Here is a 26,579-nt window from a genome sequence, read left to right as displayed (position 1 = left end):
CGCGCTGGCCTTCTCCGCCGTGGGCGGCCCGCGCCCGGCCGGGGCCGCGCCGGGGCTGCAACTCCTGTACATCCTGCCGTCGTTCCCGCCCTACGATCCCGGCCAGCTCGGCGACCGGCTGCTCGGTACGACCACCGGCATGGCCCTGCTCGTCCTCGCCGAGGCCCTGCTCTTCCCCGAGCCGACCCCGCCGCCGTACCGGGCGCGCGCCGCCCACGCCGCCGCCGTCGCGGCCCGCTGCACCGCCCTGCTCGCCGCCCCGCCGTACACCCTCTCCCGGGCCGAGATCCGTACCGCCCGGGAGGCGGGACACCGGCTGCGCTCCCTGACCGTGCCCGAGGCGGACCGTCCGGCGGGCCCGGGCGTACGGGACCGCGCCCTGTCCCACACGGGCCTGGCGACCCGGGCGCTGCTGAGCAGGCTGCCCCGGCTGTCGGCCATGTCGGGAGGCGGCGTCCGGCCGCTGACCACACCGGACGGCGATGTCCGGCCGCCGGCCGCGCCCTGTTGTCCGCCCGACGCCCTCGTCACCGCCGTACTCGACGCCGTCGCGCGGCTGGCCTCCGCCACCGCGAGCTGTCTGCGCGAGGGCGCCTCACCCCTGGCCGCCTACCGGGAGCTGGCCGCGGTCCGTGCCGTGCTGTCCGCCCGGTCCGCGGCCCATCCGGGGGAAGGGGAGACCCCGGCGCCGGATGTGCTGCGGCGGCACGCGGCCGTACTGGAGGTCGCCGATGCCGCGCTGGCGATGGGGGCGGCGGCCGATCTCGCGGCGCACGGCCGGCGGGCCTCGGTGACCGGGCCGCCGGAGCGCTTCTGGTACGCCGCCACCCGGGGCCCCGCGCTGTGGTGGCACCGGGTGCGCGGACATGCCGGGCGGCGCTCGGTGTTCTTCCAGAACGCGGTGCGCATCGCCCTGGCGCTGACGGCGGCGCGGCTGGTGGCGGGCGTGGACACGCTGCCCCACGGCTTCTGGGCGACGCTGGCGACCCTGACCCTGACCCGCACCACCATGGACGAGACCTGGAGCACCATCAGGTCCGCGCTCGCCGGCACCCTGGCCGGCGCCCTGGTGACCGGCGGCACGCTGGCCCTGGTCAGCACCCACACCAATGTCTACGCCGTGCTCCTCCCCCTGTGGATGCTGTTCGCCTTCACCGTCGGGCCGGTCAAGGGGGTCGGCTGGGCACAGGGTCTGTTCACCGTGCTGGTGGCCCTGGTCTTCGCCCAGCTGGCGCCGCCGACCTGGCGGCTGGCGGAGGTACGGCTGCTCGATGTGCTGGTCGGCAGCGCGATCGGCGCGGTGTTCGGGCTGCTGGCCTGGCCGCGCGGCGCCCATGACGAGTTGCGGTACGCGGCCGCGGAGCTGCTGCGCAGGGCGGCCGAGATCGTGGTGGCGACCAGTGCCTCGGTGGCTCTGGAGGGGCCGCTGCGGCGGGCGGGGGAGGCGGTCGCGCCGGCGGGGATGCCGGGGCACCGCTCGCTCCAGCACGCCGTGATCCTCGCGGAGTCCGCGTACGGGCAGTTCCAGAGCGAGCCGACGCCGTTCGGCGGCCGGGGGCGCGGGCCGGTGCTGCCCGCGGTGGACTGGCAGGCGGCCCTGATGGCCGGGCATCACACCCTGTGGGGTTCGGAACGGCTGCTGGAGCCGCCGTGCACCGGCCTCGGCCCCACCGCCCCGGCGGTCAGCGGCCTCGGGGACCGGGTGGCCGGGCGCATGCTGCTGGTCTCCGCGGCCCTGGACCCCGGCGGCGACACCCCGACGGGCCCGGTGCCCCGGCTCGCCCGGTCCCTGGCGGGCGCCGACGCGGAGCCGTCGGGCGCGCCCCGGCTCTACTACGCCACCGTGTCCTGGCTGGACTCCCTCATGGCCGATCTGTCCAGGATCGCGCGCGGGGGCGAGGAACTCGGGCCGGACGGCGACGGGGAGGGTGTGGGCCGACCGGGTGGTGCCGAGAGCGGACCCGGGGACGCCGAGGACGGCGCCGCGACCACCGGAAACGGGCCCGACGGCACCGGGGACACGGCCGGCGACCCCCGAGGGGGGCGGGCCGGTCCCGGACCGGTTCCCCCGGACTGACCCCTACGGGTCGCTGCGGATCGCCCGTCCACGGGTAGGCGTGAGGTGAGGCCCGGCCCGGTCTCCCCCGCGTACGGCGCTCACCACGGTGCGTGCCCCGCGGCCGCCGAGGGCCGGACACAACGGCGTCGGCCCGGCGGGGCGGCGGAAGGAGCGAGTGGGATGAGCGGAGGGACGCGGCACCCGGACCCGGACCAGCCCGAGACGGCGCGGGCGGAGCCGGGGCCGGACCGTGCCGCCGAGCCCCGGCCGGACCCGGCCGCGGAGCCCCGGGCCGACCGGTCCGCACGCCCTCAAACGGACCCGGTCGACCCGATCGACCCGGTTGACCCGGTTGACCCGGCCACGGTCTCCCGCGCCGACCACACCACGGCCCCCGAGGTCGACCAGGACCGGCCCGTACGGCCCCGGCCTGAGCACACCGAGGCACCGGACCAGCCCGCCCCGCCCCGGGCGGACCGCGCCACGGAACCCGAGACCGAGCAGCCGACCGGCCTCTTCGACCTCCTGGGCGTGGCCGCCGTACTCCTGGAGGCCGACGGCCGGATCGACATGTGGAGCCCGCAGGCCGAGGAGCTGTTCGGGTACGACCGTGCGGAGGCGGTCGGGCAGTACGCGGCGCTTCTGCTGCTGAGCCCCGAGAACCGGGACGCGGCGATCGAGCTGTTCGCCGAGGTGATGGAGACCGGCCGGGGCTGGGCCGGGGCGTTCCCGGTGCGGCGCAAGGACGGCGGCACCAGGACCGTCGAGTTCCGCAACATGCGGCTGACCGACCATCTCGGCGATCACTACGCGCTGGGGCTGGCCGCCGACCGTTCCACCCTGCGCCGGGTGGAGCGCGATGCCGCCCTGTCCGCCCGGCTGGTCACCCAGGCCCCGATCGGGCTGGCCGTCCTGGACACCGAGCTGCGGTACGTGGCCGTCAACCCCGCCCTCGCGGCCATGCACGGACTGTCCGAGGCCGACCATGTGGGCCGGCGCCTCGGGGAGCTGTTCCCCGACACGGCGTTCCAGGCGCTCGAAGGTTCCATGCGCCGGGTGCTGGACACCGGTGTCCCCCTGGTGAACCAGGAGGTGGTGGGCCGTACCGCCGCCGACCCGGGCAGCGATCACGCCTGGATGACATCGCTGTACCGGCTGGAGGACCACCAGGGGCACACGCTGGGCGTCGCCAAGGTGGCGGTGGAGGTCACCGACCGCTATCGCGCCGCCCAGGAGGCCGAGCGGGCCCAGCGGCGGGTGCGGCTGATCGCCCGCGGCTCGGCGCGCATCGGCACCACCCTGGAGGTGGAGCGCACGGCTCAGGAGCTGGCCGACGTCCTGGTGCCGGACCTCGCCGACATGGCCGCGGTGGATCTGCTGGACAGCATGCTCCGTACGGGCCGTACGGATCCGGGTGAGGGCCCCCCGCTGTTCCGCGCGCTGGCGGTGAAGACCGCCTACCCGACCGACGCGGCCGGAGCCCTGGTGCCGCCCGGACGGCTCACCGTCTACCACGCCGGTCATCCCGCGGCCCAGAGCGTGCGCACCGGGCGTCCCGTGCTGATCACCCATCTGGACAGCGGCGAGGTCGGCCGCGTGGCCGCCGACGCCGAGGCCGCCCGGCTGCTGGCCCGGGCCGGGGTGCACACCGACATGGCGGTCCCGCTGATCGCCCGCGGCCAGTGCATCGGTGTGATGGGCCTGGCCCGCGCCCGCAATCCCGCGCCCTTCGACGCCGACGATCTGGAGCTGGCCTGCGAACTCGCCTCGCGCGCCGCGCTGAGCATCGACAACGCCGTGCTGCACCAGCACACCCGCAGCACCGCGGAGGCCCTTCAGCGCAGCCTGCTGCCCCGGCTCTCGCCGCACCACCCGGGCCTGGAGATCGCCGCCCGCTACCGGCCCGCGCAGGCGATCGGCGAGGTCGGCGGCGACTGGTACGACGTCATCCCGCTGGACGGCGACCGCACCGCCCTCGCGGTGGGCGACGTCATGGGCAGCGGGATCGCGGCCGCGGCCACCATGGGCCGGCTGCGCACCGCCACCTCCACGCTGGCCGATCTCGATCTCGACCCGGCGCGCGTTCTCACCCACCTCGACCGGATCACCCTCGGCCTCGACCCGTACATCGCCACCTGCGTCTACGCCGTGCACGATCCCCGGCTGGCCCGCCTGGAGGCGGCGTCGGCCGGGCATCTGCCGCCGGTCCTGATCCCCTCCGACGGCCCGCCCCGGCTCCTCGACCTGCCGACCGGCACCCCGCTGGGTGTCGGCGGTGTGTCCTTCGAGTCCACCACGCTCGCCCTACGGCCCGGCGATCAGCTGGTGCTCTACACCGACGGGCTGGTGGAGACCCGCGACGACCCGATCGACGCCCGCCTGGACGAACTGCTCCGCCTGCTCTCCGCACCGTCCCCCTCCCCGGAGGACACCTGCGACCGCTTGCTGCGCGAACTGCGCCACCCGGCCGGCCACGACGACGTCGCCCTCCTCATCGCCCGGGTGCTGCCGCTGGATTCATAGCCGCCCCGGGTGCTTCACCGCAGGCCCGCCAGAAAGTCACCGAGGGCGGTCGCGACGGCGCCGGGGGCCTCCAGGGGGAGCAGATGGCCGGCGGCGGGCACGGTGGTGAGGGCCGCGTGCGGGATGCACGGCAAAAGGTGCGCGCGCAGGACGTCCGGCGGCTCCACCAGGTCGCGCGCACCGGCCAGCACGGTCACCGGGACCTTGATGCCGCGCACGGCGCCGGTGATGTCCCGCGCGATGCCGTGCGACGGCCACTCCCGCCGCGCCTCGCCCCCGGCGGCGAGGCTGTCGCGCACCGCGGTGGCCAGCACCGTCTCGGGCAGCGGCGAGGCGGTCAGGACACGGTCGAGGGCGTGCCGTACGGACTGGGGTGAGTCGTACGCGCGGGAGAGCCCCCGCCGGTACTCCTCGGTCACCGTGGCCGGTGGCTCGGGCGGTGCGGGCGCGACGAGGACCACGCCCCGCAGCCCGGCCGGCCCGCGGGCGGCGAGGAGCTGGCTCACCTTGCCGCCCATCGAATGCCCGACGAGCACGAACGGCCCCGGCACACACGCGTCCACCACGCGCGCGAGATCGTCGGCGAGCCGGTCCAGGTGGTACGGCCCGGGCAGCTCCCGCGCGACACCCCAGCCGCGCTGGTCGAAGCGGACGGTCGGCTGTCCGGGCGGAAGGCGGCCGATCACCTCGTCCCAGGTGCCCGCGGAGCCGCCCCAGTAGTGCGTGAACACCAGCGTCGGTCCGGTACGGCCGCCGCCCCCGATCCGTACCTCAAGAGATCCGCCCGGCACCGCCACCGGCATGGTGTTTTCCATCGTCGTCCTCCCTCTCACCCGCCTGCTTGAGCCGACCGGCAGCGCGGCGGCCGGGGCCCGAACAAGTAATCTGACCTGCCCGTCAGGCGCACTTCGACCGTACGGCCGGTGGGATGCGCTTCCCGGTGGAAAGGAACACGGTGCTTGTGGAAAACGGACACGATGCCGTACGGCAGCTGCGCTATCTCCCCGCCCTCGGCTCGGCCCACGGTGTGGAGGTCCTCGACTTCGCCGCCCTGCGCCGCATGGACACCCGGCGCCTGCGCGTGCTCCCCCAGCGCCCCGACTTCCATGTCCTCGCCCTGATCGCCTCCGGCACCGGTGACCACGAGGCCGACTTCCGCGGCTACCGGCTGGCGGAGGGCGGCGTCGTATGGATCCGGCCCGGCATGGTGCACCGCTGGAGCGACGTCGATTCCTGCGACGGCCCGCTGATCCTCTTCCGGCCCGGGTTCCTCGCCGGATTCACCGCGGCGGAGGCCACCGCCCCGGCATGCTGGCAGCTGGCCGAACAGCGGCTGCCGCTGGCCCTGTTCGCCGCCGAACACCTCCGCCGCGAGCACGAGGCCAGCGCGCGCGACCCGCGCCTGGGGTCTCCCGCGCTGCTCTCCCACCTGCTGGCGGCACTGCTCCTGCGGACACTTCCCGACGCGCCCGCCCGCACCGACGCGGTCCCGGCCGGCGACCGGTCCGCGGACGTCTTCCGCGCCTACCGGGCCGCCGTGGAGGAGCATTTCACCGAGTGGCACCACGTGGCCGACTACGCCGGGGCACTGGGCTACGACGTACGCACCCTCACCCGGGCGACCCGGGCCGGCGCCGGCACGGGTGCCAAGACCTTCCTCGACCAGCGCGTCCTGCTGGAGGCCAAGCGACTCCTCGCGCACACCGGCCTGCCGGTCACCGGCTGCGCCCGGCGCCTCGGCTTTCGCGACGCGGGCAACTTCAGCACGTTCTTCCGCCGCCAGACCGGCACACCCCCGGCCGCCTGGCGCGCCGCCTACGGGACGGCCGACGCGTCCAGAGCCTGAATCGCCGTCCCGGCCGGCCGGTCACGCCTCCAGGTTTCCGGTCATCGTGTCGAGGTCGGCCAGCAGTGCCGTCAGCCGACGCGCGGGGATGCTTTCGATCATGCGTTCCTCGATGGCGTACACGGCGCCGCGCGCGGCGTGCAGCCGCTCCAGCCCGGCGGGGGTGAGGTGAACGGGCAGCGCCCGGCCGTGGTCGGTGCTGGTCGCCTGGGTGATCAGACCGGCCTCCTTCAGGCCGCGCAGGACGACATTGGCCGACTGCCGGGTGACGAAGGTGCCGCGCGCGAGGTCGGCGTTGGACAGGCCGGGCCGTTCGTCGAGGAGTTCCAGGCAGGAGTACTGCGGGACGGTGAGGCCGTGCTCGCGCAACGCCTTGTCCATGGCGCCGCGCAGCGCGGCCGAAGCCTTCTTCAGGCGGTATCCCACGTGCTCGGTGACGTCCTGCGCGGGATGGGGCGAGGGGACGGGCGCTCGATCTTCCATGTCAGCATTTTGACATGCCGGAGGCCGGGCGCCTACTGTCGCCATGTCAAAGTTCTGACATACACGCACCGACAGACCACCCTTGGAGTCACCATGACCGCCACCGTCGAAGGCCCCGATTTCATCGCCCTCCAGGTGAGGGACGTACCGGCCGCGGCCGCGTTCTTCGAGGAGCGGCTCGGACTGCGGCCGGCGCCGGGCGGACCGCCGAACGCGGTCGTCTTCGCCACCAGCCCGATCCCGTTCGCCGTCCGCGAGCCGCTGCCCGGCGTCGATCTGGACGGCGCCGGACAGCCCGGCCTCGGTGTCGCCCTGTGGCTGCGCACCACCGACGCCCCGGCCCTGCGCGAGCAGCTCGTCGCGGCGGGCACGGAAGGCGTCACCGCGCTCCAGGCGACCCCGTTCGGTCCGTCGTTCTCCTTCACCGGGCCCGAGGGCTACCGGCTCACCGTCCACGGGGACTGACCGGGACGCCCTCCGCAGGCGGAGGTCAGGGCCGCTCGCCGGGCACGTCCGGGCGCACCGCCGTGACCAGCCAGGACGTGCTGGGGAGCCGGACCGCGCCGTTCTCCGTCTCGTGGGGGCGCAGATGGTCCGTCAGGGTACGGCGGGCCTCGGCGCGGGTCGCCGCACCGGCCTGCCGCATCAGATGACTCCCGGGGCCGGTGCCGAGCAGGAAGTCCGCGGCGTCCTCGGCTCCGTCGCCCCAGGTCCCGTCGGCCCGTACCTCGTCGATCGTGACGCCGGTGAAGCCGGCCGCGGTGAGGACGTCGCGGACGCGGCCTGGGGCAGCCAGGGAGAACATGCCGGGGAGCCCCGGCCGGCCGAGGTCGCCGAACGGCAGGATGTCGCGCAGGGACGCCAGCGCCGCCACCCCGCCGTTGAGCGTGGCGTCGGCCGGGCAGACGAACGCCAGGCGTCCGCCGGGCCGCAGCGCCCGGCCGATGTTGCCGAACGCCGCCACGGGGTCGGCGAAGAACATCACCCCGAAACGGCTGATGCCCACGTCGAACGCGCCCGGTTCGAACGGGTACACCTGTGCGTCGCCCTGTGCGAAGGACGCGTTGGCGACGCCCTCCCGCTCCGCGCGGGCCCGCGCCTCGGCCAGCATCGGCCCGGACAGATCGAGGCCCAGCGCGCCGCCCCGGGGTGCGCGCAGCGCGGCGATCCGGGTGGTCTGCCCGGAGCCGCAGCCGAGGTCGAGGATCCGGTGTGCCCCGGCGATCGCGGCGGCTTCGAGCAGCGGCTCGTCGAAACCCTCGTTGACGGCGTTCCAGCGGTCCTGGTGGCGCGCCCAGTGGACACCTTCCGGGCCGTTCCATGCCTGCGCCTGCTCGGTGTTGACGATGTCCGGCACGGGTGCCTCCTGCGGTGGACAGCGAAGAATGGGCGGATGCCCAAACTGTATGGGCACGTGCCCATACCCGCAATCCCCGTTACCATCCGGACAGTTGCGCCCCTCGCGGGCGAGGACGGCGGAACGGAAGAGAGGCCCATGTCACCGCGTGGAGTGGCGACGCCGGATGTGCGCGAGCGGCTGTTCGCGGCGGCCGAGCGCGTCGTCGAACGGGACGGTCCCGGCGCGCTCACCAGCCGTGCCGTCACCACCGAGGCGGGCTGTGCCAAGGGGCTGCTGCACACGCACTTCGCGGGGCTCGACGAGTTCGTGGCCGAGCTGTGCCTGGACCGGTTCGCGCGGACGGCGACGAAGGCGGAGGCCCTGGCGGGGCTCGCCGGGCGGGGCACGGTGGTGCGGAACCTGGACGCCGTCGTGCGCGCGCTGTTCGACTCCGGTGGTCCGACCCTGTCGGGCCTGGCCATGACGCGCCCCGGCGCCGCGGTCCTCATCCGTGGGGCGCTGGAGGGCGGGGCGCCGGGGTTCGCCACGATCCAGGAGGCCGTCACCGGCTATCTGGAGGCCGAACAGGGGCTCGGCAGGGTGGCGAGGTCCGTCGATCCGGGCACCGCGGCGCTCGCGATCGTCGGTACCGCCCACCATCTCCTGATGACCAGCCGGCCCGGCACCCCCGACCCCCGGCCCGCGATGACCCGTCTGGTGGCCGCCCTGGTCGACGGACCGGACGGCCCGGCGGGTCAGCGCTCGCGCGCCAGCAGGTCGAGCACCTGAGGCCGTACGACCCTCCACGCGGCGGCGGGCAGATCGCCGAGGGCGGTGGCGCGCAGGGACTCCAGGGTCTCCTCGGGGTCGGCGCCGGTTACGGCGGCGCCCTCGAACACCTCGTAACCGTCCCGTACGGCGACCCGGACGCCGTACCCCGCGCCGTCTCCCGCGTGCAGGGCCGAGGCCACCACGAGGGGCGGCGGGGCGCCCGCGTCGGCGGGGAGCTTGCGGTAGGCACAGGCGAGCGGGGCGGACCAGTGCAGGTTGAGCAACAGGGGCCGTTTCGCGACGACTTCGGCCAGGTCCGTCTCGCGGACGCCGTCGGACTCCAGCACCGTGGCCCGTGCGTCGAGGACCAGGGCGGCCGGGAGCAGACAACGCAGCGCGCTGCCCACGAGGTTGCCGCCGACCGTCGCCGCGCGGCGTACCGCCCCGGTGCCCACCGTGCCGGCCGCGCGGCGCAGCACGTCCGGCACCCGGCCGTCTATCTGCCCGAGCAGCACGGCGGCGCCCAGCCGCTCGGCGCCGATGACATTGGCCTGCGGCAACTTCCGTAGCGACATGGCAAGTTCGGGGAATCCCTCGCGCTGCCACGTGGCCCACACCAGTGTCGCCCCGCCGACCGGGACCGCCCCCTCGGCCAGGCACTCCTGCGCTTCGGACACTGACGTGGGCAGACGCAACAGCATGGCGACCGACCTGCCTTCCTCGGGGAGACCGCAGTCTGCTCGCGTACGCGGGGGCGCGTCCAGGGCTCACACATGCACGGCCGCCACATTATGCCGATTCGAGGAAAGTTGGCCGGTTCCGGAATGTGGGTCCGGCGGCCGGGACCACCGGCCCGGGTCCCCGGGTCGGGCGGCCCTGGGGGCGGGGGCGGCGCGCGGGAGACGCTGGGTGCGCTGCACCGAACGATCAGCACGCAACGATCAGAAGGAGTGGAGCACATGACTGCCAGGGACACCGGCGTCCACGCCCCCGAGACCACCGTCGCCGTTCGTGTACGGGCCGACGGTGAGATGTCCGAGGAGGACCTCGCCTATCTCCGGGAGAAGATGGACGCCGTGCTCGGCCGGCCGGGTCTGCCGCCCGTGAGCGGCGAGATCCGGGTCATCAGGGCGGCCGCCCCTCATGTCGGACAGCCCTGGACCGCCGGTGCCGAGATCCGGGTGGGTCACTACCTCGTCGTCGTCCACGCCCGTGAGCACAGCGTCCGCGAACTCGCCGACCGCCTCCAGGACCGTCTGCGCAGCCGCACCGACCGCGTCGCCCACCGCACACACGGCACCCGCAGGACGGCGACCCCGCCGCCGTGGCGGGGCGGCGAGACCTCGTGAACAGTCAGTAGGGCAGGGTGAGTTACGCGCTCGCCGACGAGAGGCTCCGGGGCGCTCCGCCATACCGGCACGACACGGTACGGCGGGGCGCCCCGCCGGCACCGCCCGGGAACCCCACGCGCCCCACCCGAACGAACTCGGGTGGGGCGCGCCGCAGTTCCTGTCCGTCACCCTCAGTCGTGAGGCACCACCGCCACGGGCGCCGTCGCGTGGTGCAGCACCGCATGCGTCACCGGGCCGATGTGCGTGCCGAACGACGCGGGGCGGCGGCGCCGGCCGACGACCACGAGTGCGGCACCGTGCGAGGCCTCGACCAGTCGCAGCGAGGCGCTTCCGTACCCGCACTCCTCGGTGACCTCGACGCTCGGGTACTTCTGCCGCCACGGCTTGAGCACCTCGGTGAGCGCGGCCTCCTCCTGCAACGACCACTCCTGGTCGAAGGTGGGGTCGGCGGCGAAACCGTAGACGTAGTACGGCGGCATGGACCAGGTGCGCACGGCCCGTACCGACGTCCCGCGCCGCTCGGCCTCCTCGAAGGCGAACGCGAACACCGTGTCGTCCGGCGCGGTGGTGTCGACGCCGAGCACGACCGGGCCCTCGGGGGCGTCGCCGTCGGGCTGCCAGCCGGACCGCACCAGCACCACGGGGCGGCCGGCCCGCGCGACCACCGAGAAGCCGACGGAGCCGACGAGATAACCGCCGACCCGGCCGAGGCCCCGCGAGCCGAGCACCAGCAGCTCGGACTCCTCGGCCGCCGCCGCGAGCAACTCGCCGGGGAAGCCGTCCTGATGCTCCGACAGCACCTCCAGGTCGGGGTGGCGCAGCCGCAGTTCCTCGGCCGTCTCGCGCGGGATCCGCTCGGTCCAGTGCCGCTGGGTCGCCACGCCGATGACCGGATCCTGCGCCATGGACTCCGTCACCGGCTCCCACACATGCACCAGGCGCAGCGGCAGACCGCGCAGTCGCGCCTCGCCCGCCGCCCACTCGGCGGCGGTACGGCTCTCGGGGGAGCCGTCGAGGCCCACGGTGACGGTGCGGGACATGACGTCCACCTCCTGTTGTCGGACATCCCGTTCGGGATCTCCTCAAGTCTCTTCGCGGCGACCCCGCTACGGGCAGGGCCCTCAGGGCCCCTGTCCGGGGCCGACCGGCCCTGGGCCGGGCACCCTGACGGAGGTGACCGCTTGTGCTCGACCGGGACCGGTCCTGCACGGGTTCGTCCGCCGTGGGGATGTGTTCCGGCCAGGACGCGACAAGTCACGGCGGTGGGACGCCGGTTGCGCTGGGATGTCCGTAGCATCACGAGCGACATGGCGGGGTAGATATGAATGGTTGCGTGGACGAGCCGGCCTGTGCGGCGGACCCCGCGGTCCCCCGGCGGTGCCGGTGCGGAGCCCCCGTGCCGGGGGCCGGCCCGTCGACGGCCGAGGAGCGGTTCCGGGGGCTGCTGGAGGCGGCGCCGGACGCCATGGTGATCGTCGACGACACCGGTGTCATCCGGCTGGTCAACGCCCAGACCGAGGCGCTGTTCGGCTTCCGCCGTGAGGAACTGCTGGGCCGTCCCGTCGAGTTACTGGTCCCGCACCGCTTCCGCGACCACCACACCCGGCACCGCGACGGCTACGCGGCCAACCGGCAGGTGCGGCCCATGGGCGCGGGGCTCGAACTGCACGGACTGCGCAAGGACGGCAGCGAGTTCCCCGTCGAGATCAGCCTGAGCCCCCTGGAGACGGCGGACGGGCTGCTGGTCTCCGCGGCGGTGCGCGACGTCAGCGACCGCAAGGCGGCCGAGGCCCGGATCAATGAACTCGCCGCGCTCGTGGAGTCCTCCCAGGACGCCATCCTCGCCAAGACCCTCGCGGGCGAGATCACGTACTGGAACGCGGCCGCCACCGAGCTGTACGGCTACACCGCCGAGGAGGCCATGGGCCGGCATGTCTCCATGCTCGCCCCCACCGAACTCCAGGACGACATCTGGGCGTTGCTCGAACGCCTGCGCCACGGGGAGAAGGTCGAGCACTTCGAGACGCTGCGGGTCACCAAGGACGGATCGCTGCTGGACGTCGATGTCACGCTGTGGCCGACCCGGGACACTGCGGGCAAGATCATCGGGGCCTGCGCGATCGTGCGGGACATCAGCGACCGCAAGCAGGTGGAGGCAGAGCTGAAGGCCCTGCTGGAGCAGCAGCGGCACATCGCCCTCACCCTCCAGCGCAGCCTGATGGGCACACCGCCCGCGCTGCCCGGTCTGGACACCGCGAGCCGCTACCGGCCCGCTACCCAGGGCGCCGGTGTCGGCGGCGACTGGTTCGATCTGATACCGCTGGGCGCCGGCCGGGTCGGCGTCCTCATCGGCGATGTGATGGGCCGCGGCCTGGAGGCGGCGGCGGTGATGGGCCAGCTGCGCTCGGCCGCCCACGCGCTCGCCAAGACGGGCATGCAGCCCCGCCAGTTGATGCAGGCCCTGGACACCGTGGTCGGCGATCTGGATGTGCCGGACCAGCTGGTCACCTGCTGCTATCTGGTCATCGCCCCGGACGCGGGCACCGTCACCGTCTGCTCCGCCGGGCATCTGCCGACCCTCGTCGTCGGCCCCTGGGAGGGCGTCCGCGCGCTGCCCGCGCCGGTCAACGCGCCGCTCGGGGTGGGCGGTGTGCTGTACGAGCAGGCGTGCTTCGACATCGCGCCGGGCGCCACGCTCGTGCTGTACACCGACGGTCTGATCGAGACGCCGGGCAGCGACATCGAGGCGCGGGTCGGTGAACTCACCGCCGTCCTGGACTCGTTCTTCCCGCACTCCGCGAGCCTGGAGGCGGCGGCCGACCATGTGCTGGCCGAGCTGCTGCCGGACGTCGACGGCCATGACGACGACGTGACGCTGCTGTTCGCACAGCTCCCGGCGGCTCCGCTGGCCGCCGTCACCACCGATCTGCCCGCCGCCCCCGCCTCGGTCCCCGAGGGCCGGGCCTTTCTGCGCCGGACGCTGGCCTCCTGGGAGTGTCCCGCGCCGGCCGACGACGCGCTTCTGCTGCTGTCGGAGACCCTCACCAACGCGGTGCAGCACGCCGAGGGCCCGGTGGGGCTGCGGCTGTGCCGTACGGCCACGGACCTCACCGTCGAGGTCAGCGACCGCAGCCCGCATCTGCCCCAGCCCCGGCACGCCGCCGGGGACGAGGAGCACGGGCGGGGCCTGTTCCTGGTCCGCACGCTCGCCGACGGCTGGGGGGTACGGCCGACCGACGAGGGCAAGACGACCTGGTTCACGCTGAAGCTGTGAACGCCGGCGCACCGGTGGGCCGTTGGGGCACACCGGTGCGAAGGAGGGGACGTCACGGCTCGGGTCGTACCAGCGTGCCCGCCCTGCCGTGGACGATCTCGTACGCCGCGTCGAGGGCGCCGATCGCGGCGAGGCCGCCGGTGCGTTCCACGAACCGGGCCGCCGCCTCCGTCTTGGGGCCCATGGAGCCGGCCGGGAAGTCCCCGGCGCGCAGTTCGGCGGGCGTGGCCTCCAGGACGGGCCGCTGGTGGGGGCCGCCGTAGTCGGCGTACACATGCGGCACATCGGTGAGGATCAGCAGGAAGTCCGCCTTGAGGTCCTCCGCGAGGAGCGCCGCGGTCAGGTCCTTGTCGACGACGGCCTCCACCCCGCGCAGTCCGCCGCGCTCGCCGTCCACGACCGGGACGCCGCCGCCCCCGGCGCAGACCACGAGGGTGCCGAGGCCCAGCAGATCCTGGACGGTGCCGGTCTCCATGATCCGCTCGGGTGCCGGGGAGGGCACCACGCGGCGCCACCCGGTGGTGTCCCGGGCGATGTGCCAGCCCCGTTCGCGGGAGAGCGCGCGGGCGGCCTCGGCCGAGTACACCTGGCCGATGAACTTCTCCGGGTGCCCGAAGGCGGGGTCGTCGGCCCGTACCTGGGTGTGGGTGACGAGCGCGGCGACCCGCCGGCCGGGCAGCGCGTCGTACAGGGCGCGCGCCAGCAGGGAGCCGATCATGCCCTGGGTCTGGGCCCCGAGCAGATCCAGCGGGTAGGGGGTGCTCAGTGCCGCGTCGGCCGCGCTCTCCATGGCGAGCAGCCCGATCTGGGGGCCGTTGCCATGGGTGACGACGACCTCGTGGTCCTGGGCGAGGCCGGCGATCGCGAGGGCCACGCGGTCGATGTTGGCCTGCTGGACGGCGGCGTCGGGACGTTCGCCGCGGTGCAGCAGCGCGTTGCCGCCGAGGGCGATGACGATGCGCATCGGTCAGCCCTCCACGACGCCGGGCCGGTCCGCCAGGGTGGCGACGAGGATCGCCTTGATGGTGTGCAGCCGGTTCTCCGCCTGGTCGAAGACGAGCGAACGGGGCGAGGAGAACACCTCGTCGGTGACCTCCAGGCCGGTCAGGCCGTAGGTGTCGCGCAGTTCGCGGCCGAGGCGGGTGCGGTCGTCGTGCAGGGAGGGCAGGCAGTGCATGAAGGCGACGTCGGGATTGCCGGTCGCGGCCAGCGTCGTGGCGTTGACCTGGTAGGGCAGCAGCAGGTCGATGCGTTCCTTCCAGGTCTCGGCGGGCTCGCCCATGGAGACCCAGACGTCGGTGTGCAGGAAGTCGGCGCCGCGCACGGCGGTCTCGACGTCCTCGGTGAGGGTGATCCGGGCCCCGCTGCGCCCGGCCTCGGCCCGGCAGGTGGCGACCAGGTCGGCGGGGGGCCACAGGGCGCGGGGCGCGGCGATCCGGATGTCCATGCCGAGCAGGGCGCCCATGGAGAGCAGCGAGTTACCCATGTTGTTGCGGGCGTCGCCGAGGTAGCAGTAGCGGATCTCGGACAGCGGCTTGGTGCTGTGCTCGCGCATGGTGAACACGTCGCACAGGCTCTGGGTGGGGTGCGCGGTGTCGGTGAGGCCGTTGTAGACGGGGACGCCGGAGTGCGCGGCGAGGTCGGCGACGATGCTCTGGGCGGAGCCCCGGTACTCGATGCCATCGAACATCCGGCCGAGGACGCGGGCGGTGTCGGCGACGGACTCCTTGCCGCCGAGGTGGGTGTCGCCGGGGCCGAGGTAGGTGGTGGCGGCGCCCTGCTCGCGGGCGGCGACCTCGAAGGCGCAGCGGGTGCGGGTGGAGGTCTTCTCGAAGATCAGCGCGAGCTGCCTGCCGGTCAGCCGGGGTTGTTCGGTGCCGGCCCGCCGGGTCGCCTTGAGGTCGGCGGCGAGATCGAGGAGGTGGCCGATCTCGGCGGCGGTGAAGTCGAGTTCGCTCAGATAGGAGCGGCCTCGCAGGTCGGTGGTCATCTCTGTGTCCTCGGGGAAGTGTCAGGCGACCGGGTCGCGTTCGATCGGGCAGCTCATGCAGCGCGGGCCGCCGCGGCCGCGGCCGAGTTCGGCGCCGGCGACGGTGACGATCTCGATGCCCTGCTTGCGCAGATAGGTGTTGGTGGTGACGTTGCGCTCGTAGCCGACGACGACACCGGGTTCCAGGGCGAGGAAGTTGCTGCCGTCGTCCCACTGTTCGCGCTCCGCGCCCCGGATGTCCTGCGGCGCGGACAGCATCCGCACCTTGTCGAGGTCGAGTGCCTCGGCGAGGGCGGTCGCGAGGTCCGGGTTCGGGGTGACCGCGAAGCGGACCGGGCGGGCGTCGCTGGGTGTGAGGGTCCATGAGCGCAGGGAGTCGGCGAGGCCCGGGTAGACCACGAAGGCGTCCCGGTCGACCATGGTGAGCACGGTGTCCAGGTGCATGTAGGCGCGCCGGGGCGGGAGTTGGACGGCGATCACCTTGGTGGCCGTACCGGCGGCGAACAGCCGGGCGGCCAGGTTCTCCACGGCCTGGGCGGTGGTGCGCTCCCCCATGCCGACCATGACGGCGCCGTTGCCGAGGACATGGACGTCGCCGCCCTCCAGGGTGCCCACCGGCCCGTCCAGGATCGGCTGGGGTGCCTGGGCGGCGAACATCGGGTGGAAGCGGTAGATCGTCTCCGCGTGCAGGCTCTCGCGCCGCCGGGCCGTCTTGGCCATCGGGTTGATGGACAACCGGTCGTAGATCCAGCAGGAGTTGTCGCGCGGGAAGAGGTGGTTGGGCAGCGGGGCGAGGGCGAAGTCCTCCTCGTCCAGGGCGTTCCAGACCAGGCTGTGCGGGCTGGCGAGCGGCAGGTCGCTCTTGAGCAGCCCGCCGATGAGGTATTCGGCGAGGGTCTCGCCGTCGATGCCCGCGCACAGTTCGCGTACCGGCTCGACGAGCGCCGGGCCGACGGTGGCAATGGTCACCACGCGGTCGAGGAGCCAGTCGCGGGCGCCGGGGATGTCGAGGCTCTGCGCCAGCAGATCGGTGAAGTAGTGCACCCGGGTGCCGTGGTCGCGCAGCGCCTGGGCGAAGGCGTCGTGCTCCTCGCGGGCCCGCTTGGCCCACAGGATGTCGTCGAAGAGCAGGGCGTCGACGTTGCGCGGGGTGAGCCGGGAGAGTTCGAGTCCGGGCCGGTGCAGGATGACCTGGCGCAGCCGGCCGGCCTCGGAGTCGACGTGGAAGGTGGTCATGGCGGTGTCCTTCGGGGTGTTCCGTGGGATCAGTGGTGGTGGCGCAGCGGGTTGAGGCGGTGCGCGCGGTCGGCCCAGGGGCGCCGGGCGGCGCGGTCGGCCGGGGGTGTCTCGGGGGCGTGGGCCTCCGTCGTCGTGGCCGGTGCCGGCACCGTCTCGCCGTACTCGCCGCGGTCGCGCTTGAGCCAGATGTAGACGGGCAGTCCGAGCAGGATCACGAACAGGCCGTAGTAGACGGTCTGGTAGCCGCTGCCCTGGATCGACCAGTAGGAGAAGGCCATCGCGAGCGCGGCCACGACGGTGTCCCGGGCGAGGCGCCCGGGCTTCAGGCTCGCCCGGCCGCGCACCAGCAGCCAGTACAGCTGGGCGGCGGCGGAGAAGAGGTACGGGATGACCGCGGTGAGCACACTGAGCAGCACGATCTTGGTGAAGACGTCCTGGAAGCGGGTGTAGCTGAACACCGTGATCAGCGAGGCCAGCACGGTCGAGGCGATGATTCCGAAGACCGGTACGTCGTTCTTGCCGCGCAGCCGGGCGAAGGCGTCCGGGAAGAGTCCGTCGCGGGCGGCGGCGTACGGCATCTCGGCACACAGCATGGTCCAGCCGTTCAGCGCGCCGATGCCGGAGACGATGGCGGCCACCGCGACGGCGTCGCCGGCCCAGCCGCCGCCGAGGATGTTGTTCGCCGCGTCACTGAACGGCGCGATGGAGGAGCCGAGTTGACCGTGCGGCACGGTGCCGAGGACCGCGAGGGTGCCGAGGATGTAGATGGCGGCGCAGGCGAGGGTGCCGTACACGGTGGCACGCGGCACGTTGCGCCCCGGTTCGCGCACCCGCCCGGCCACCACCGAGGCGGCCTCCAGGCCGAGATAGCTGAACAGGGCGATGGCCGCGGCGGCCGAGATCGCGCCGGGCGCGGACTGGTGACTGGCGTTGAACGGGCCGAAGTTGTCCGCCTTGACGAACAGCAGGCCCACGGTGGCCATGAAGACCAGCGGGACGAACTTCAGTACCGTGGTGACGACTTGGAAGGCACCGGTGTTGCGCATCCCGGTGAGGTTGACCGCGGCCGGTATCCACAGTCCGGTGAGCGCGATGAGCAAGGAGATCCCGGTGCGGTGCCCGGTGTTGACGAACACCTCGACATAGCCGACCCAGGCCACCGCGATCGCGGCGTTCCCGGCCCAGGCGGTGATCCAGTACGACCACGCGTTGAGGAACCCGGCGAACTCGCCGAACGCCTCCCTGGCGTAGACGTAGGGGCCGCCGCTGCCGGGGACCCGCCCGGACAGCGAGCCGAAGGTCATCGCCAGCGCGAGCGCGCCCAGGGTGACGACGCCGAAGGCCACCAGGGCGATCGGCCCGTAGGGGGCGAGGGCGGAGGGGAGCGCGAAGACCCCGGTGCCGATGATGCTGCCGATCACCAGGGCGGTGGCGGCGGGCAGCCCGAGGGCGGCCGGTGGAGCGGGTACCGATGCAGCGGGTACCGATGGAACGGGTACCGATGGAGGGGGTTCCTCCCCGCCGCGGGGTGCTCCCCCGCCTGGGGACTCTTCCCCGCCGCGGGTGTCTTCCCCGCCGCGTGTGGTGGTGGACATACCTGTGCTCCTTGTGCGCCTCGACGGGCTGCGGTGCTGGTGCGCCACCGATCCTGCTGGTCACCGGGGTGCGCGCCGTACGGCAACCGGTCCCCACTTGGGCGCCCAGGGGCCCCACGGCCGGGGACGTACGGCCCTGCCGCGCGGGGCACCCGGGGTGTTGGCTGGATGCCGTACCACTTTCGGCCGTCCCGGTCCGCCCGGGCGCACAGAACGGAGGAACGTCATGGCAGACGCTCCGCGGCAGTCCCGGGTCCATCTCGTCGGCGGGGGCATCGCCTCGCTCGCGGCGGCGGTCTTCCTGGTCCGCGACGCCGGGCTTCCCGGCGAGAACATCCGGGTCCTGGAGGAGCTGCCGGTGGCCGGCGGTTCCATGGACGGCAGCGGGGAGCCCGCCGGCTACGTCACCCGCGGCGGGCGGATGCTGGAGGAGGAGGCGTACACCTGCCTGTGGGACCTGCTGGAGACGATTCCGACCCTGGACGACGAGACGGTCTCGGTGCGCCAGGAGATCATCGACTTCAACGAGAAGTGGCCCACCGAGGCCAAGGCCCGGCTGATCGGCGCGGGCGCGCGGATCCTGGACGCCGCCGACTACGGCCTCGACACCCATGACCGGCTCGAACTGCTGCGGCTGCTGATGCTGCCCGAGCGGCTGATCGGCGCCCGCCGTATCGAGGACTTCTTCTCCCCGCACTTCTTCGGCACCCACTTCTGGACGATGTGGCGCACCACGTTCGCCTTCCAGAACTGGCACAGCGCCATCGAACTGCGCCGCTACCTCCTGCGCTTCCTCCAGGAGTTCCCGCGGATGCACACCCTGTCCGGGGTGCGCCGCACCAAGCTCAACCAGTACGACTCGATCATCCGCCCGGTACGGGCCTGGCTGGAGGCCCGCGGGGTGCGCTTCGAGCACGGGGTACGGGTCACGGACGCCGACTTCGGCACCGACGAGCAGGGCGCCCGACGGCTGCGGCGGCTCCACCTGGAGCGCGCGGGCGTGCCGGAGACCTGTGAACTGGGCCCCGACGACCACGCGTTCCTGACCCTCGGCTCGATGACCGCCGACGCCACGTACGGCGGTGACGACCGGGCGCCCGAGCTGGTGCGGGACAAGCGCGACGGCGGCTGGCGGCTCTGGGAGGCGGTCGCGGCCAAGGCGGACGACTTCGGCCGGCCCGCGGTGTTCAACGGCGATGTGGACGAGGCGAAGTGGGAGTCCTTCACGCTCACCATGCGCTCTCCGCAGCTGCTGCACCGCATCGAGGAGCTGTCGGGCAATCTGCCCGGCACCGGCGCGCTGATGACCTTCACGGACTCCGGCTGGCTGATGTCCGTGGTGGTCCCGCACGCCCCGCACTTCGCGGACCAGCCCGAGGACGTGTACACGCTGTGGGGCTACGGCCTCTTCCCCGACCGGCCGGGCGACTTCACCGGCAAGCCGATGGCCGAGTGCACCGGCCGCGAGATCCTGACCGAACTCCTCGGCCACCTCGGCATGTCCGACATCGAGGAGAGCGTGGCGGCGACCACGACCGTGATCCCGGTCATGATGCCCTATATCACCAGTCAGTTCGCGCCGCGCACGCCCGAGGACCGGCCCCTCGTGGTCCCGCGCGGATCGGCGAACTTCGCCTTCCTCGGCCAGTACACCGAGGTCCCGGAGGACGTCGTCTTCACCGTCGAGTACTCGGTGCGCGGCGCGATGCACGCGGTGTACGAGCTGTTCGACGTCGACCGTGAGATCCCCGGCATCCACCACGCCCTGGCCGACCCGCGCGGCGCGTTCGGTGTGCTGCGGGCCGCGCTGGTGTGAGCCATGGCCGCGCGGACCCGTCCGGGCAGCGCCGGGGCACCCGGTGCACGGAGCCCCGGCGGCGAGGGAGGCCATCCAGGTGCCGAGGGAGGCCACCCAGGTACGGACAAGGGCCGACCGGCCCTATCCCGGCCGGGTCCGCGCGGGCACGATGGACCGGTGCTCCAGAACGACGGCTTTCGCGCGCTCGACCGGGGGACCTGTCTGCGCCTGCTGGCCGGGGTGCCGGTCGGCCGGGTCGTGTACACCAAGCAGGCGCTCCCCGCGGTCCTCCCCGTCAATTTCTGCCTCGCCGCGGACTCCTCCGTGCTGCTGCGCACCTCGGCGGGCTCGGACCTCGTGCGCGCCATCGACGGTGCCGTGGTCGCCTTCGAGGCAGACGAGTTCGACGCGGCCACCCGCTCCGGCTGGAGCGTGGTCGTCACCGGCCGGGCCATGCTGCTGCCGGACCCCGACGGCCAGGAACTCCCCGACGGCCCGGACTCCTGGATGCCGGTCCGCGACGACGTGCTCGTACGGATCGACTCCGAGGTGGTCACGGGGCGTGAGCTGACCGGCACGTGAGCGGACTCAGTGGGCGGTCCAGCCGCCGTCCAGGACCAGGGACGTACCGGTGACGAAGGACGCCTGGGGGCTGCACAGATAGGCCACGGCCTCGGCGACCTCCTCCGGTTCGAGCAGGCGCCGCAGCGCGCTGTCCTTCAGCAGCACCTCGGCAAGCACCCGCTCCTCGGGGATGCCGTGGGCCGCCGCCTGATCGGCGATCTGCTTCTCCACCAAAGGCGTGCGGACGTAAGCAGGGTTCACGCAGTTGGAGGTGACGCCGTGCGCGGCGCCCTCCAGCGCGGCCGTCTTGGACAGGCCCTCCAGACCGTGCTTGGCGGCGACGTACGCGGACTTGAACGCCGAGGCGCGCAGCCCGTGCACCGAGGACACATTGACGATCCGGCCCCAGCCCTGCCCGTACATGTGCGGCAGGGCGCCGCGCACCAGGCGGAAGGGCGCCTCCAGCATCACGGTCAGCACCGTGTGGAAGACGTCCGGCGGGAACTCCTCGATGGGGCGCACCAGTTGCAGCCCCGCGTTGTTGACCAGCACATCGGTGCCGGCGGCCGCCGCCTCGGCCGCGTCCAGGTCGGTGAGGTCGAGGACGTGCGGGACGACGGCGCCCGCGAGGTCCGGGAGGTCCCGCGCCTCCTCGGCGAGTCCGGCGAGCCCCGCCGCGTCCCGGTCGACGGCTCTCACCCGGGCCCCGGCCGCCGCGAGGCGCAGCGCGCAGGCGCGGCCGATTCCGCTCGCGGCACCGGTGACGAGGGCGGTGCGGCCGGCGAGATCGAGGGCGAGGGACTGGCTGCGGGAGGTCATGGGCCGACCCTAACCAAGGCCACCGGCCCCGGCGGAGAGCGTCCAGGCCACGGGTGCCGTGCCGTGCCCGGGACAGCCGAGCGTGGCCGGGCCAGCCGAGCCGTGCCCGGGTCAGCCGAGCGTGGCCGGTTCGAACCAGGTGGGCTCCTCGGCCATCGCCCGCTTGATCCGGGAGAGCGCGAACTCGTTCAGTCCGGGCAGCGCGTCCACCGCGAACCAGCCGACGTCCAGCGACTCGTCGTCGTTGACCCGGGCCTCGCCGCCCACGGCCCGGCAGCGGAAGGTGATGTCCATGTACTGGCAGACGTCCCCGTTGCCGTACGTGACCGGCTGGAGCGCCTGGACCAGGACGACCCGCTCGGGCAGGCACCGTACGGCCGTCTCCTCGAAGACCTCCCGCACCGCGCAGTCCGCGGGCTGCTCGCCCGGCTCCGGGATGCCGCCGACCACCGACCATTTCCGGGTGTCGGTGCGCCGGCCGAGCAGCACCCTGCCCGCGTCGTCGAAGACGATCGCCGTGACCCCGGGCAGCCAGAGCAGCTGGTGGCCGGCCGAGGCCCGCAGGGTGCGGATGAAGTCAGGAGTAGCCATGGGACCGACCCTAACCGGGCGTCGGACACCCCTGAGCCCCGCGTCGCCGGGGTGCTATGCCTCGCCCGCGCGGCGCGCCCGCAGCCCGCTCCCGATCGCCCAGCCGATGCCGCCCACGGCGACGAGCACGAGCGCCATCTCGGGCAGGATGCCGAGGTCGGTCGCGGGCGTGGTGGAGGTGCGCAGCGGCACCTTCTGCTCCAGGTAGGCGGGCACGAACATGCCGGTCCGCTGGGTGATCTTCCCGTCCGGCATGATGATCGCGCTGACGCCGCTGGTCACCGGGACGGTCACGGTGCGGCTGTGCTCGACGGCGCGGATCCGGGACATGGCGAGCTGCTGGTAGGTCATCTCGCTGCGGTCGAAGGTCGCGTTGTTGCTCGGCACGGAGATCATCTCGGCGCCGTGCGTCACGGTGTCCCGCACGTCCCAGTCGAAGGCGGCCTCATAGCAGGTGGCGAGCCCGACCTTGGCGCCGTCCATGTCGAACACACCCGGCTTGGTGCCCCGGCTGAAGTCCTGGCGGAGCATCGTGGTCCAGTCCTTGTTGATGGCCCCGACGAACCCGCGCAGCGGCATGTACTCGCCGAACGGCTGGATCTGCCGTTTGTCGTACGTCTGCGTCGGGCCCTTGGCCGGGTCCCACAGGATCTGCTCGTTGAGCTGCTTGCCGTCCTTGTCCACGACGGCGCCGACCGAGATGGGCACCCCGATGGCCGCCGACGCCTCGTCGATGACGGCGGTGGCGTCCGGGTCGTTGTAGGGGTCGAGGTCGGAGGAGTTCTCCGGCCAGAGCACGAAGTCGGGCCTGGGGACCTTGCCCGCCTTGACGTCGGCGGCGAGCTTGAGGGTCTCCTTCACATGGCGGTCCAGCACCGCGCGGCGCTGGGCGCTGAATTCCAGGCCCTCGCGCGGCACATTGCCCTGGATCACGGCGACCGTCCTGGTGCCGTCCTCGGCCTTGTCGCTGACCAGGCCGCGCGCGGCGAACGCACCGGCCACCGGCACGGCCACGCTGAGCAGCGCGGCGGCGGCCGCGGCCCGGCGCACGGCGCCCGAGCGACGCCGTTCGGCCAGGAGGCGGGCCGCCTCGTACAGGCCGAAGCCGCACAGCACGACCGCGAAGCCCAGGACGGGGGTGCCGCCGACCGCGGCGAGCGGCAGGAAGACGCCGTCCGCCTGTCCGAACGCGATCTTCCCCCAGGGGAAGCCCCCGAAGGGCGTCCGCGCCCGTACGGCCTCGCCGGTGATCCAGATCGCCGCGGCCCACACCGGCCACGCGGGCAACCGGGACACGGCGGCGACACCCACGCCAACCAGGGCGACGAACACGGCCTCCACCGCGACCAGGGCCAGCCACGGCAGGTAGCCGACCTCCACGCCGGTCCACACCAGCAGGGGCAGCAGGAAGCCGAGGCCGAAGAGATAGCCGAGCCCGAGGGCCGCCTTCCAGCCGCGCCCCCGCAGCACCCAGCCGAACCCGGCGAACGCGGGGAGCGCCAGCCACCACAGGGGGCGTGGCGGGAAGCTGACGTAGAGCAGCACTCCGCACAGGGCGGAGGCGAGGGCCGGGACCAGGCGCAGCAGCCGGCGACGCCATGCGCCGGGCGCGGGGGACGTCCGGAGCCGGTCCGGCTGGTCCACGGAAGTTGCGGTGACGGTCACCCGGGTGAGTGTACGGCCGCTGACCTCGGCGTCGACAGCCACGGTCGGCGGGCGCTCACCGCCTCAACCCGGCTGTGCGGCGAGCGGGGACCAGACCCCGAACCACTGCTCGGCGCCGTACTCCTCGAACCGCTCCACCTCGGTGAATCCGAGCTTCGCCGCGAGGCGCATGGAGCGGGCGTTGGCGGTCTGGGTGGTGAGCACCACGGGCTCGCCGGGCAGCGCGTCCGCGAACCAGTCGAGCGCCGCCGTGCACGCCTCGGCCGCGTAGCCGTGTCCCCACGCGTGCGGCAGGAACATATAGCCCAGCTCCGCCTCCCCGCCCTCCGGGCGGACATGGCCGGGGTGCTCCGGGGCGCGCCGGTCGAGCAGCTGGATGAAGCCGATCATCGTCCCGTCGAGCTCGACCACGAAGAGGCCGGGCCGCCGCCCGGGCACCTCGGGCACCACGCGTTCGAGTTCCGCGCGGGGCCGGGCGCCACCGACGTAGGTGCCCACCTCCGGCGAGGCGGACAGGTCGATGAACGCCGCCCGGTCCCGGGCCTTGGACTCGCGCAGCACGAGCCGCTCGGTCCTGATCGGGGCGGGCGGCCAGGCGACGGGTGCGGGTTCGGTCATGGCGGGCAAGCTATCGGGACCGGCCCGGGATCCGCTACGCGGCCGTCCCCGGGGTGATCGAGCGCAGCCGCGCCCTGATCACTCGTACCGCCGATTCCGCGTTGTCCACGGTGACGGTGAAGGTGTGTCCGTCCCACAGGCTGAGCACGATGCCCTCGCCCCGGCGTACGACGACCGCGGTGCCCTTCTCGGGGCGCCAGCGGTAGCCCCAGCCGCCCCATTGCCGCGGGGTCACCAGGGCGGTGAAGTCGGCGCCCGCCACATGGGAGAGCGGGATGCGGCGGCGCGGCAGTCCGATGTGGCCGCAGCGCACCTCGACGCACTCCCGGTCGAGTCTGAGGTCGACATGGACGAAGGCGAGGGTGCCGAAGATGACCAGCAGCCCGGCCGCGATGCAGCCGACCACGGACATCGTCAGCGCGGTGATCCCGGACGTCCACGCGGAGTCCACGGCCAGCTTGATCCCCAGGGCCAGGCAGGCCGCCCCGGCCAGCGCCAGCAGCCACTGCACCCGGTTGGTGGCGCGTCCGGTCCAGATCTCGGGGGTGGCGTCGTCCTCGGTATGGGGCTGGTCCCTCATGACTACGAGGTTACTCAGGATTCCCCGCGCGGGTACCGCCTCTCGGCCCGTGCCCGCCCCCGTGCGGCCCTGGACGACGGAGGCGGAACGGGTGAGCGCGGCGGGGTCAGCGGCGGTCGGCGAAGGGTTCCACCGCGGGCAGCAGCCGTCCCTCGGCGTAGTGCAGCGCCGCCGCGGGCAGCTCGCCCTCGCGGCCGCTGAGCAGCACCGTGAGGCCGCCCTCGGCGGGCGCCCCCGAGGCGGGAAGTTCGCCCAGTCGGCGCAGTGCCTGCGCGGCCACCGCACCGGCCGAGCCGTGCAGGACCAGCGGGGCCGCGCCGGGGCGCTGCACGGCGGCCCGGATGCGCTCGGCGACCAGCTCGTAGTGGGTGCAGCCGAGGACGACGGTCGTCACCTCCGCCGGTGTCAGCGCGGCGGCCGCGGCGACGGCCGTCTCGATCGCCGCCTCGTCCGCGTGTTCGATGGCTTCGGCGAGACCCCAGCAGGGCACCTCGGTCACCGGCACGCCGTCGGCGAAGTCCGCGATGAGTCCGCGCTGGTAGGCGCTGCCGGTGGTGGCGGGGGTCGCCCAGATCGCGAAGGGGCCGCCGCCGGCCGCGGCCGGCTTGATCGCCGGGACGGTGCCGATCACCGGGATGCCGGGCTCCAGGCGGGCGCGCAGCGCGGGCAGGGCGTGCACGCTGGCCGTGTTGCAGCCGACGATCAGCGCGTCGGGACGACGGGCCGCGGCGGCCTCGGCGACGCCCAGCGCGCGCCGGGTGAGGTCCTCGGGGGTGCGGGGACCCCAGGGCATGCCGTCGGGGTCCAGGGAGAGAACGAGATCCGCGTCGGGCCGTAGGCGTCGTACCGCGGCCGTGGCCGCGAGCAAACCGATTCCGGAGTCCATGAGCGCGATCTTCACCCGGCCACGATAGACGATCCGCTCATGTGAACGGCCCGGGTGGGGCAGACTGCGCCCGTGAGCGCCTTCCTGTGGATCACCGTCGTCTCGCTGGCCGCCTGGTGCTGGCTGCTGCTGTGCCAGGGCTTCTTCTGGCGCACGGACGTCCGGTTGCCGCGGCGCCGGGAACCGGAGGCGTGGCCGTCGGTCTGCGTGGTCGTACCGGCCCGCGACGAGGCCGCCGTACTGCCCGCGAGCCTGCCGTCGCTGCTCGCGCAGGACTATCCGGGGCGGGCCGAGGTCTTCCTGGTGGACGACGGCAGCACGGACGGCACCGGGGAGCTGGCCCGCGCGCTGTCGGAGCGGCACGGCGGGCTGCCGCTCACCGTGGACTCGCCGGGCGAGCCGCCCGCGGGCTGGACGGGCAAGCTGTGGGCGGTGCGGCACGGCATCGCGCTGGCCCGCGCGCGTGAGCCGGAGTACCTGCTGCTGACGGACGCGGACATCGCGCACGCCCCGGACAGCCTGCGGGAACTGGTCGCGGCGGCCCATGGCGGCGGCTTCGACGTGGTCTCGCAGATGGCGCGGCTGCG

General features: G+C 73.7%; 25 protein-coding genes. 10 read left to right on the top strand and 15 right to left on the bottom strand.

Annotated elements, in window-relative coordinates; translation table 11 throughout:
• Together CCN72_RS22260 and CCN72_RS22255 are read left to right on the top strand one after the other, a co-directional pair.
• Window positions 1-2,077 (top strand): FUSC family protein (locus CCN72_RS22260; protein WP_086809044.1); only part of this gene is annotated, 2,077 nt, incomplete at its 5' end.
• A gap of 162 nt (window positions 2,078-2,239) precedes the next feature.
• Entirely contained in the window at window positions 2,240-4,582 is a 2,343-nt protein-coding gene (locus tag CCN72_RS22255) for a SpoIIE family protein phosphatase (RefSeq protein WP_086809040.1), read from the top strand.
• Between the two features lie 14 nt (window positions 4,583-4,596).
• Here the strand turns inward: CCN72_RS22255 and CCN72_RS22250 are convergent, their stop codons facing one another.
• Window positions 4,597-5,397: an alpha/beta fold hydrolase gene (locus tag CCN72_RS22250; protein WP_244174372.1), complete on the bottom strand. Its 801-nt coding sequence runs from the start codon at window positions 5,395-5,397 to the stop codon at window positions 4,597-4,599.
• Between the two features lie 146 nt (window positions 5,398-5,543).
• On the opposite strand from CCN72_RS22250, the gene CCN72_RS22245 reads away from it, so the two are divergent.
• On the top strand, window positions 5,544-6,428 hold the full coding sequence (locus tag CCN72_RS22245; protein WP_086809039.1) for an AraC family transcriptional regulator: 885 nt from the start codon (window positions 5,544-5,546) through the stop codon (window positions 6,426-6,428).
• 21 nt (window positions 6,429-6,449) lie between these two features.
• On the opposite strand, the gene CCN72_RS22240 is transcribed toward CCN72_RS22245, so the two are convergent.
• Window positions 6,450-6,911, bottom strand: coding sequence for a MarR family winged helix-turn-helix transcriptional regulator (locus tag CCN72_RS22240; protein WP_086809038.1), 462 nt, complete (start codon window positions 6,909-6,911; stop codon window positions 6,450-6,452).
• Window positions 6,912-7,004: 93 nt separating this feature from the next.
• Here CCN72_RS22240 and CCN72_RS22235 point away from each other — a divergent pair, with 93 nt between their 5' ends.
• Window positions 7,005-7,376, top strand: a complete 372-nt coding sequence (locus CCN72_RS22235) for a VOC family protein (RefSeq protein ID WP_086809037.1) — start codon at window positions 7,005-7,007, stop codon at window positions 7,374-7,376.
• Window positions 7,377-7,401: 25 nt separating this feature from the next.
• Here CCN72_RS22235 and CCN72_RS22230 read toward each other — a convergent pair whose 3' ends face one another.
• Window positions 7,402-8,268: a class I SAM-dependent methyltransferase gene (locus tag CCN72_RS22230; RefSeq protein WP_086809036.1), complete on the bottom strand. Its 867-nt coding sequence runs from the start codon at window positions 8,266-8,268 to the stop codon at window positions 7,402-7,404.
• A gap of 138 nt (window positions 8,269-8,406) precedes the next feature.
• Between CCN72_RS22230 and CCN72_RS22225 the strand changes: the two genes are divergently transcribed.
• Window positions 8,407-9,039, top strand: coding sequence for a TetR/AcrR family transcriptional regulator (locus CCN72_RS22225; RefSeq protein ID WP_167408705.1), 633 nt, complete (start codon window positions 8,407-8,409; stop codon window positions 9,037-9,039).
• Here the strand turns inward: CCN72_RS22225 and CCN72_RS22220 are convergent.
• Window positions 9,006-9,722: an FAD binding domain-containing protein gene (locus CCN72_RS22220; RefSeq protein ID WP_086809034.1), complete on the bottom strand. Its 717-nt coding sequence runs from the start codon at window positions 9,720-9,722 to the stop codon at window positions 9,006-9,008. The genes CCN72_RS22225 and CCN72_RS22220 overlap by 34 nt on opposite strands.
• A gap of 258 nt (window positions 9,723-9,980) precedes the next feature.
• On the opposite strand from CCN72_RS22220, the gene CCN72_RS22215 reads away from it, so the two are divergent.
• Complete coding sequence (locus CCN72_RS22215; RefSeq protein WP_086809033.1) at window positions 9,981-10,370, top strand: hypothetical protein; 390 nt, start codon at window positions 9,981-9,983, stop codon at window positions 10,368-10,370.
• Window positions 10,371-10,543: 173 nt separating this feature from the next.
• Here the strand turns inward: CCN72_RS22215 and CCN72_RS22210 are convergent, their stop codons facing one another.
• Window positions 10,544-11,413: a universal stress protein gene (locus tag CCN72_RS22210; RefSeq protein WP_086809032.1), complete on the bottom strand. Its 870-nt coding sequence runs from the start codon at window positions 11,411-11,413 to the stop codon at window positions 10,544-10,546.
• 281 nt (window positions 11,414-11,694) lie between these two features.
• Here CCN72_RS22210 and CCN72_RS22205 point away from each other — a divergent pair, with 281 nt between their 5' ends.
• On the top strand, window positions 11,695-13,647 hold the full coding sequence (locus tag CCN72_RS22205; protein WP_086809031.1) for a PAS domain S-box protein: 1,953 nt from the start codon (window positions 11,695-11,697) through the stop codon (window positions 13,645-13,647).
• 52 nt (window positions 13,648-13,699) lie between these two features.
• Here the strand turns inward: CCN72_RS22205 and CCN72_RS22200 are convergent, their stop codons facing one another.
• From CCN72_RS22200 to CCN72_RS22185, 4 genes are read right to left on the bottom strand one after another with little or no spacing between them, the layout of a single operon-like run.
• Complete coding sequence (locus CCN72_RS22200) at window positions 13,700-14,611, bottom strand: carbamate kinase (protein ID WP_086809030.1); 912 nt, start codon at window positions 14,609-14,611, stop codon at window positions 13,700-13,702.
• Between the two features lie 3 nt (window positions 14,612-14,614).
• Window positions 14,615-15,637, bottom strand: a complete 1,023-nt coding sequence (argF, locus tag CCN72_RS22195) for an ornithine carbamoyltransferase (RefSeq protein ID WP_086809029.1) — start codon at window positions 15,635-15,637, stop codon at window positions 14,615-14,617.
• A 21-nt stretch (window positions 15,638-15,658) separates the two neighbouring features.
• Window positions 15,659-16,873 carry an arginine deiminase gene (locus tag CCN72_RS22190; protein ID WP_086809028.1) on the bottom strand — a complete coding sequence of 405 codons (1,215 nt, stop codon included), beginning with the start codon at window positions 16,871-16,873 and terminating at the stop codon, window positions 15,659-15,661.
• A gap of 29 nt (window positions 16,874-16,902) precedes the next feature.
• A complete protein-coding gene (locus CCN72_RS22185; protein ID WP_244174371.1) occupies window positions 16,903-18,297 on the bottom strand; it encodes an APC family permease in 1,395 nt (464 codons plus the stop codon).
• 400 nt (window positions 18,298-18,697) lie between these two features.
• Here CCN72_RS22185 and CCN72_RS22180 point away from each other — a divergent pair, with 400 nt between their 5' ends.
• Entirely contained in the window at window positions 18,698-20,287 is a 1,590-nt protein-coding gene (locus tag CCN72_RS22180) for an oleate hydratase (RefSeq protein WP_086809026.1), read from the top strand.
• Window positions 20,288-20,446: 159 nt separating this feature from the next.
• The gene (locus tag CCN72_RS22175; protein WP_086809025.1) at window positions 20,447-20,851 is read left to right on the top strand and encodes a pyridoxamine 5'-phosphate oxidase family protein; all 405 of its coding nucleotides are present in this window, start codon (window positions 20,447-20,449) and stop codon (window positions 20,849-20,851) included.
• Window positions 20,852-20,857: 6 nt separating this feature from the next.
• Here CCN72_RS22175 and CCN72_RS22170 read toward each other — a convergent pair whose 3' ends face one another.
• The 6 genes from CCN72_RS22170 to CCN72_RS22145 all read right to left on the bottom strand — a co-directional run bounded on the left by CCN72_RS22170 (window position 20,858) and on the right by CCN72_RS22145 (window position 26,007).
• Entirely contained in the window at window positions 20,858-21,652 is a 795-nt protein-coding gene (locus CCN72_RS22170) for a 3-hydroxybutyrate dehydrogenase (protein WP_086809024.1), read from the bottom strand.
• Between the two features lie 111 nt (window positions 21,653-21,763).
• Entirely contained in the window at window positions 21,764-22,243 is a 480-nt protein-coding gene (locus CCN72_RS22165) for an NUDIX hydrolase (RefSeq protein WP_086809023.1), read from the bottom strand.
• A gap of 54 nt (window positions 22,244-22,297) precedes the next feature.
• Window positions 22,298-23,908, bottom strand: a complete 1,611-nt coding sequence (gene lnt / locus CCN72_RS22160; RefSeq protein ID WP_086809042.1) for an apolipoprotein N-acyltransferase — start codon at window positions 23,906-23,908, stop codon at window positions 22,298-22,300.
• Window positions 23,909-23,971: 63 nt separating this feature from the next.
• Window positions 23,972-24,526, bottom strand: a complete 555-nt coding sequence (locus tag CCN72_RS22155) for a GNAT family N-acetyltransferase (protein ID WP_086809022.1) — start codon at window positions 24,524-24,526, stop codon at window positions 23,972-23,974.
• Between the two features lie 34 nt (window positions 24,527-24,560).
• On the bottom strand, window positions 24,561-25,106 hold the full coding sequence (locus CCN72_RS22150) for a hypothetical protein (RefSeq protein WP_085563072.1): 546 nt from the start codon (window positions 25,104-25,106) through the stop codon (window positions 24,561-24,563).
• A gap of 106 nt (window positions 25,107-25,212) precedes the next feature.
• The gene (locus CCN72_RS22145; RefSeq protein ID WP_244174369.1) at window positions 25,213-26,007 is read right to left on the bottom strand and encodes a glutamate racemase; all 795 of its coding nucleotides are present in this window, start codon (window positions 26,005-26,007) and stop codon (window positions 25,213-25,215) included.
• Window positions 26,008-26,046: 39 nt separating this feature from the next.
• On the opposite strand from CCN72_RS22145, the gene CCN72_RS22140 reads away from it, so the two are divergent.
• The coding region (locus CCN72_RS22140) for a glycosyltransferase (RefSeq protein ID WP_143664164.1) at window positions 26,047-26,579 on the top strand (533 nt) is incomplete at its 3' end.

Source organism: Streptomyces murinus, assembly GCF_002154555.1.
Taxonomy (GTDB): domain Bacteria; phylum Actinomycetota; class Actinomycetes; order Streptomycetales; family Streptomycetaceae; genus Streptomyces; species Streptomyces murinus.
Note: the sequence above shows the minus strand (reverse complement) of the source record. Positions and strands in the feature narration are given on the sequence as shown.

Coding starts and splice junctions, on each gene's coding strand:
- CCN72_RS22220 (WP_086809034.1), bottom strand. CDS start 9,722: ATGCTGTTGCGTCTGCCCACGTCAGTGTCCGAAGCGCAGGAGTGCCTG.
- CCN72_RS22255 (WP_086809040.1), top strand. CDS start 2,240: ATGAGCGGAGGGACGCGGCACCCGGACCCGGACCAGCCCGAGACGGCG.
- CCN72_RS22235 (WP_086809037.1), top strand. CDS start 7,005: ATGACCGCCACCGTCGAAGGCCCCGATTTCATCGCCCTCCAGGTGAGG.
- CCN72_RS22250 (WP_244174372.1), bottom strand. CDS start 5,397: ATGGAAAACACCATGCCGGTGGCGGTGCCGGGCGGATCTCTTGAGGTA.
- argF (WP_086809029.1), bottom strand. CDS start 15,637: ATGACCACCGACCTGCGAGGCCGCTCCTATCTGAGCGAACTCGACTTC.
- CCN72_RS22190 (WP_086809028.1), bottom strand. CDS start 16,873: ATGACCACCTTCCACGTCGACTCCGAGGCCGGCCGGCTGCGCCAGGTC.
- CCN72_RS22155 (WP_086809022.1), bottom strand. CDS start 24,526: ATGACCGAACCCGCACCCGTCGCCTGGCCGCCCGCCCCGATCAGGACC.
- CCN72_RS22210 (WP_086809032.1), bottom strand. CDS start 11,413: ATGTCCCGCACCGTCACCGTGGGCCTCGACGGCTCCCCCGAGAGCCGT.
- CCN72_RS22170 (WP_086809024.1), bottom strand. CDS start 21,652: ATGACCTCCCGCAGCCAGTCCCTCGCCCTCGATCTCGCCGGCCGCACC.
- CCN72_RS22205 (WP_086809031.1), top strand. CDS start 11,695: ATGAATGGTTGCGTGGACGAGCCGGCCTGTGCGGCGGACCCCGCGGTC.
- CCN72_RS22165 (WP_086809023.1), bottom strand. CDS start 22,243: ATGGCTACTCCTGACTTCATCCGCACCCTGCGGGCCTCGGCCGGCCAC.
- CCN72_RS22215 (WP_086809033.1), top strand. CDS start 9,981: ATGACTGCCAGGGACACCGGCGTCCACGCCCCCGAGACCACCGTCGCC.
- CCN72_RS22200 (WP_086809030.1), bottom strand. CDS start 14,611: ATGCGCATCGTCATCGCCCTCGGCGGCAACGCGCTGCTGCACCGCGGC.
- CCN72_RS22225 (WP_167408705.1), top strand. CDS start 8,407: ATGTCACCGCGTGGAGTGGCGACGCCGGATGTGCGCGAGCGGCTGTTC.
- CCN72_RS22150 (WP_085563072.1), bottom strand. CDS start 25,106: ATGAGGGACCAGCCCCATACCGAGGACGACGCCACCCCCGAGATCTGG.
- CCN72_RS22240 (WP_086809038.1), bottom strand. CDS start 6,911: ATGGAAGATCGAGCGCCCGTCCCCTCGCCCCATCCCGCGCAGGACGTC.
- CCN72_RS22180 (WP_086809026.1), top strand. CDS start 18,698: ATGGCAGACGCTCCGCGGCAGTCCCGGGTCCATCTCGTCGGCGGGGGC.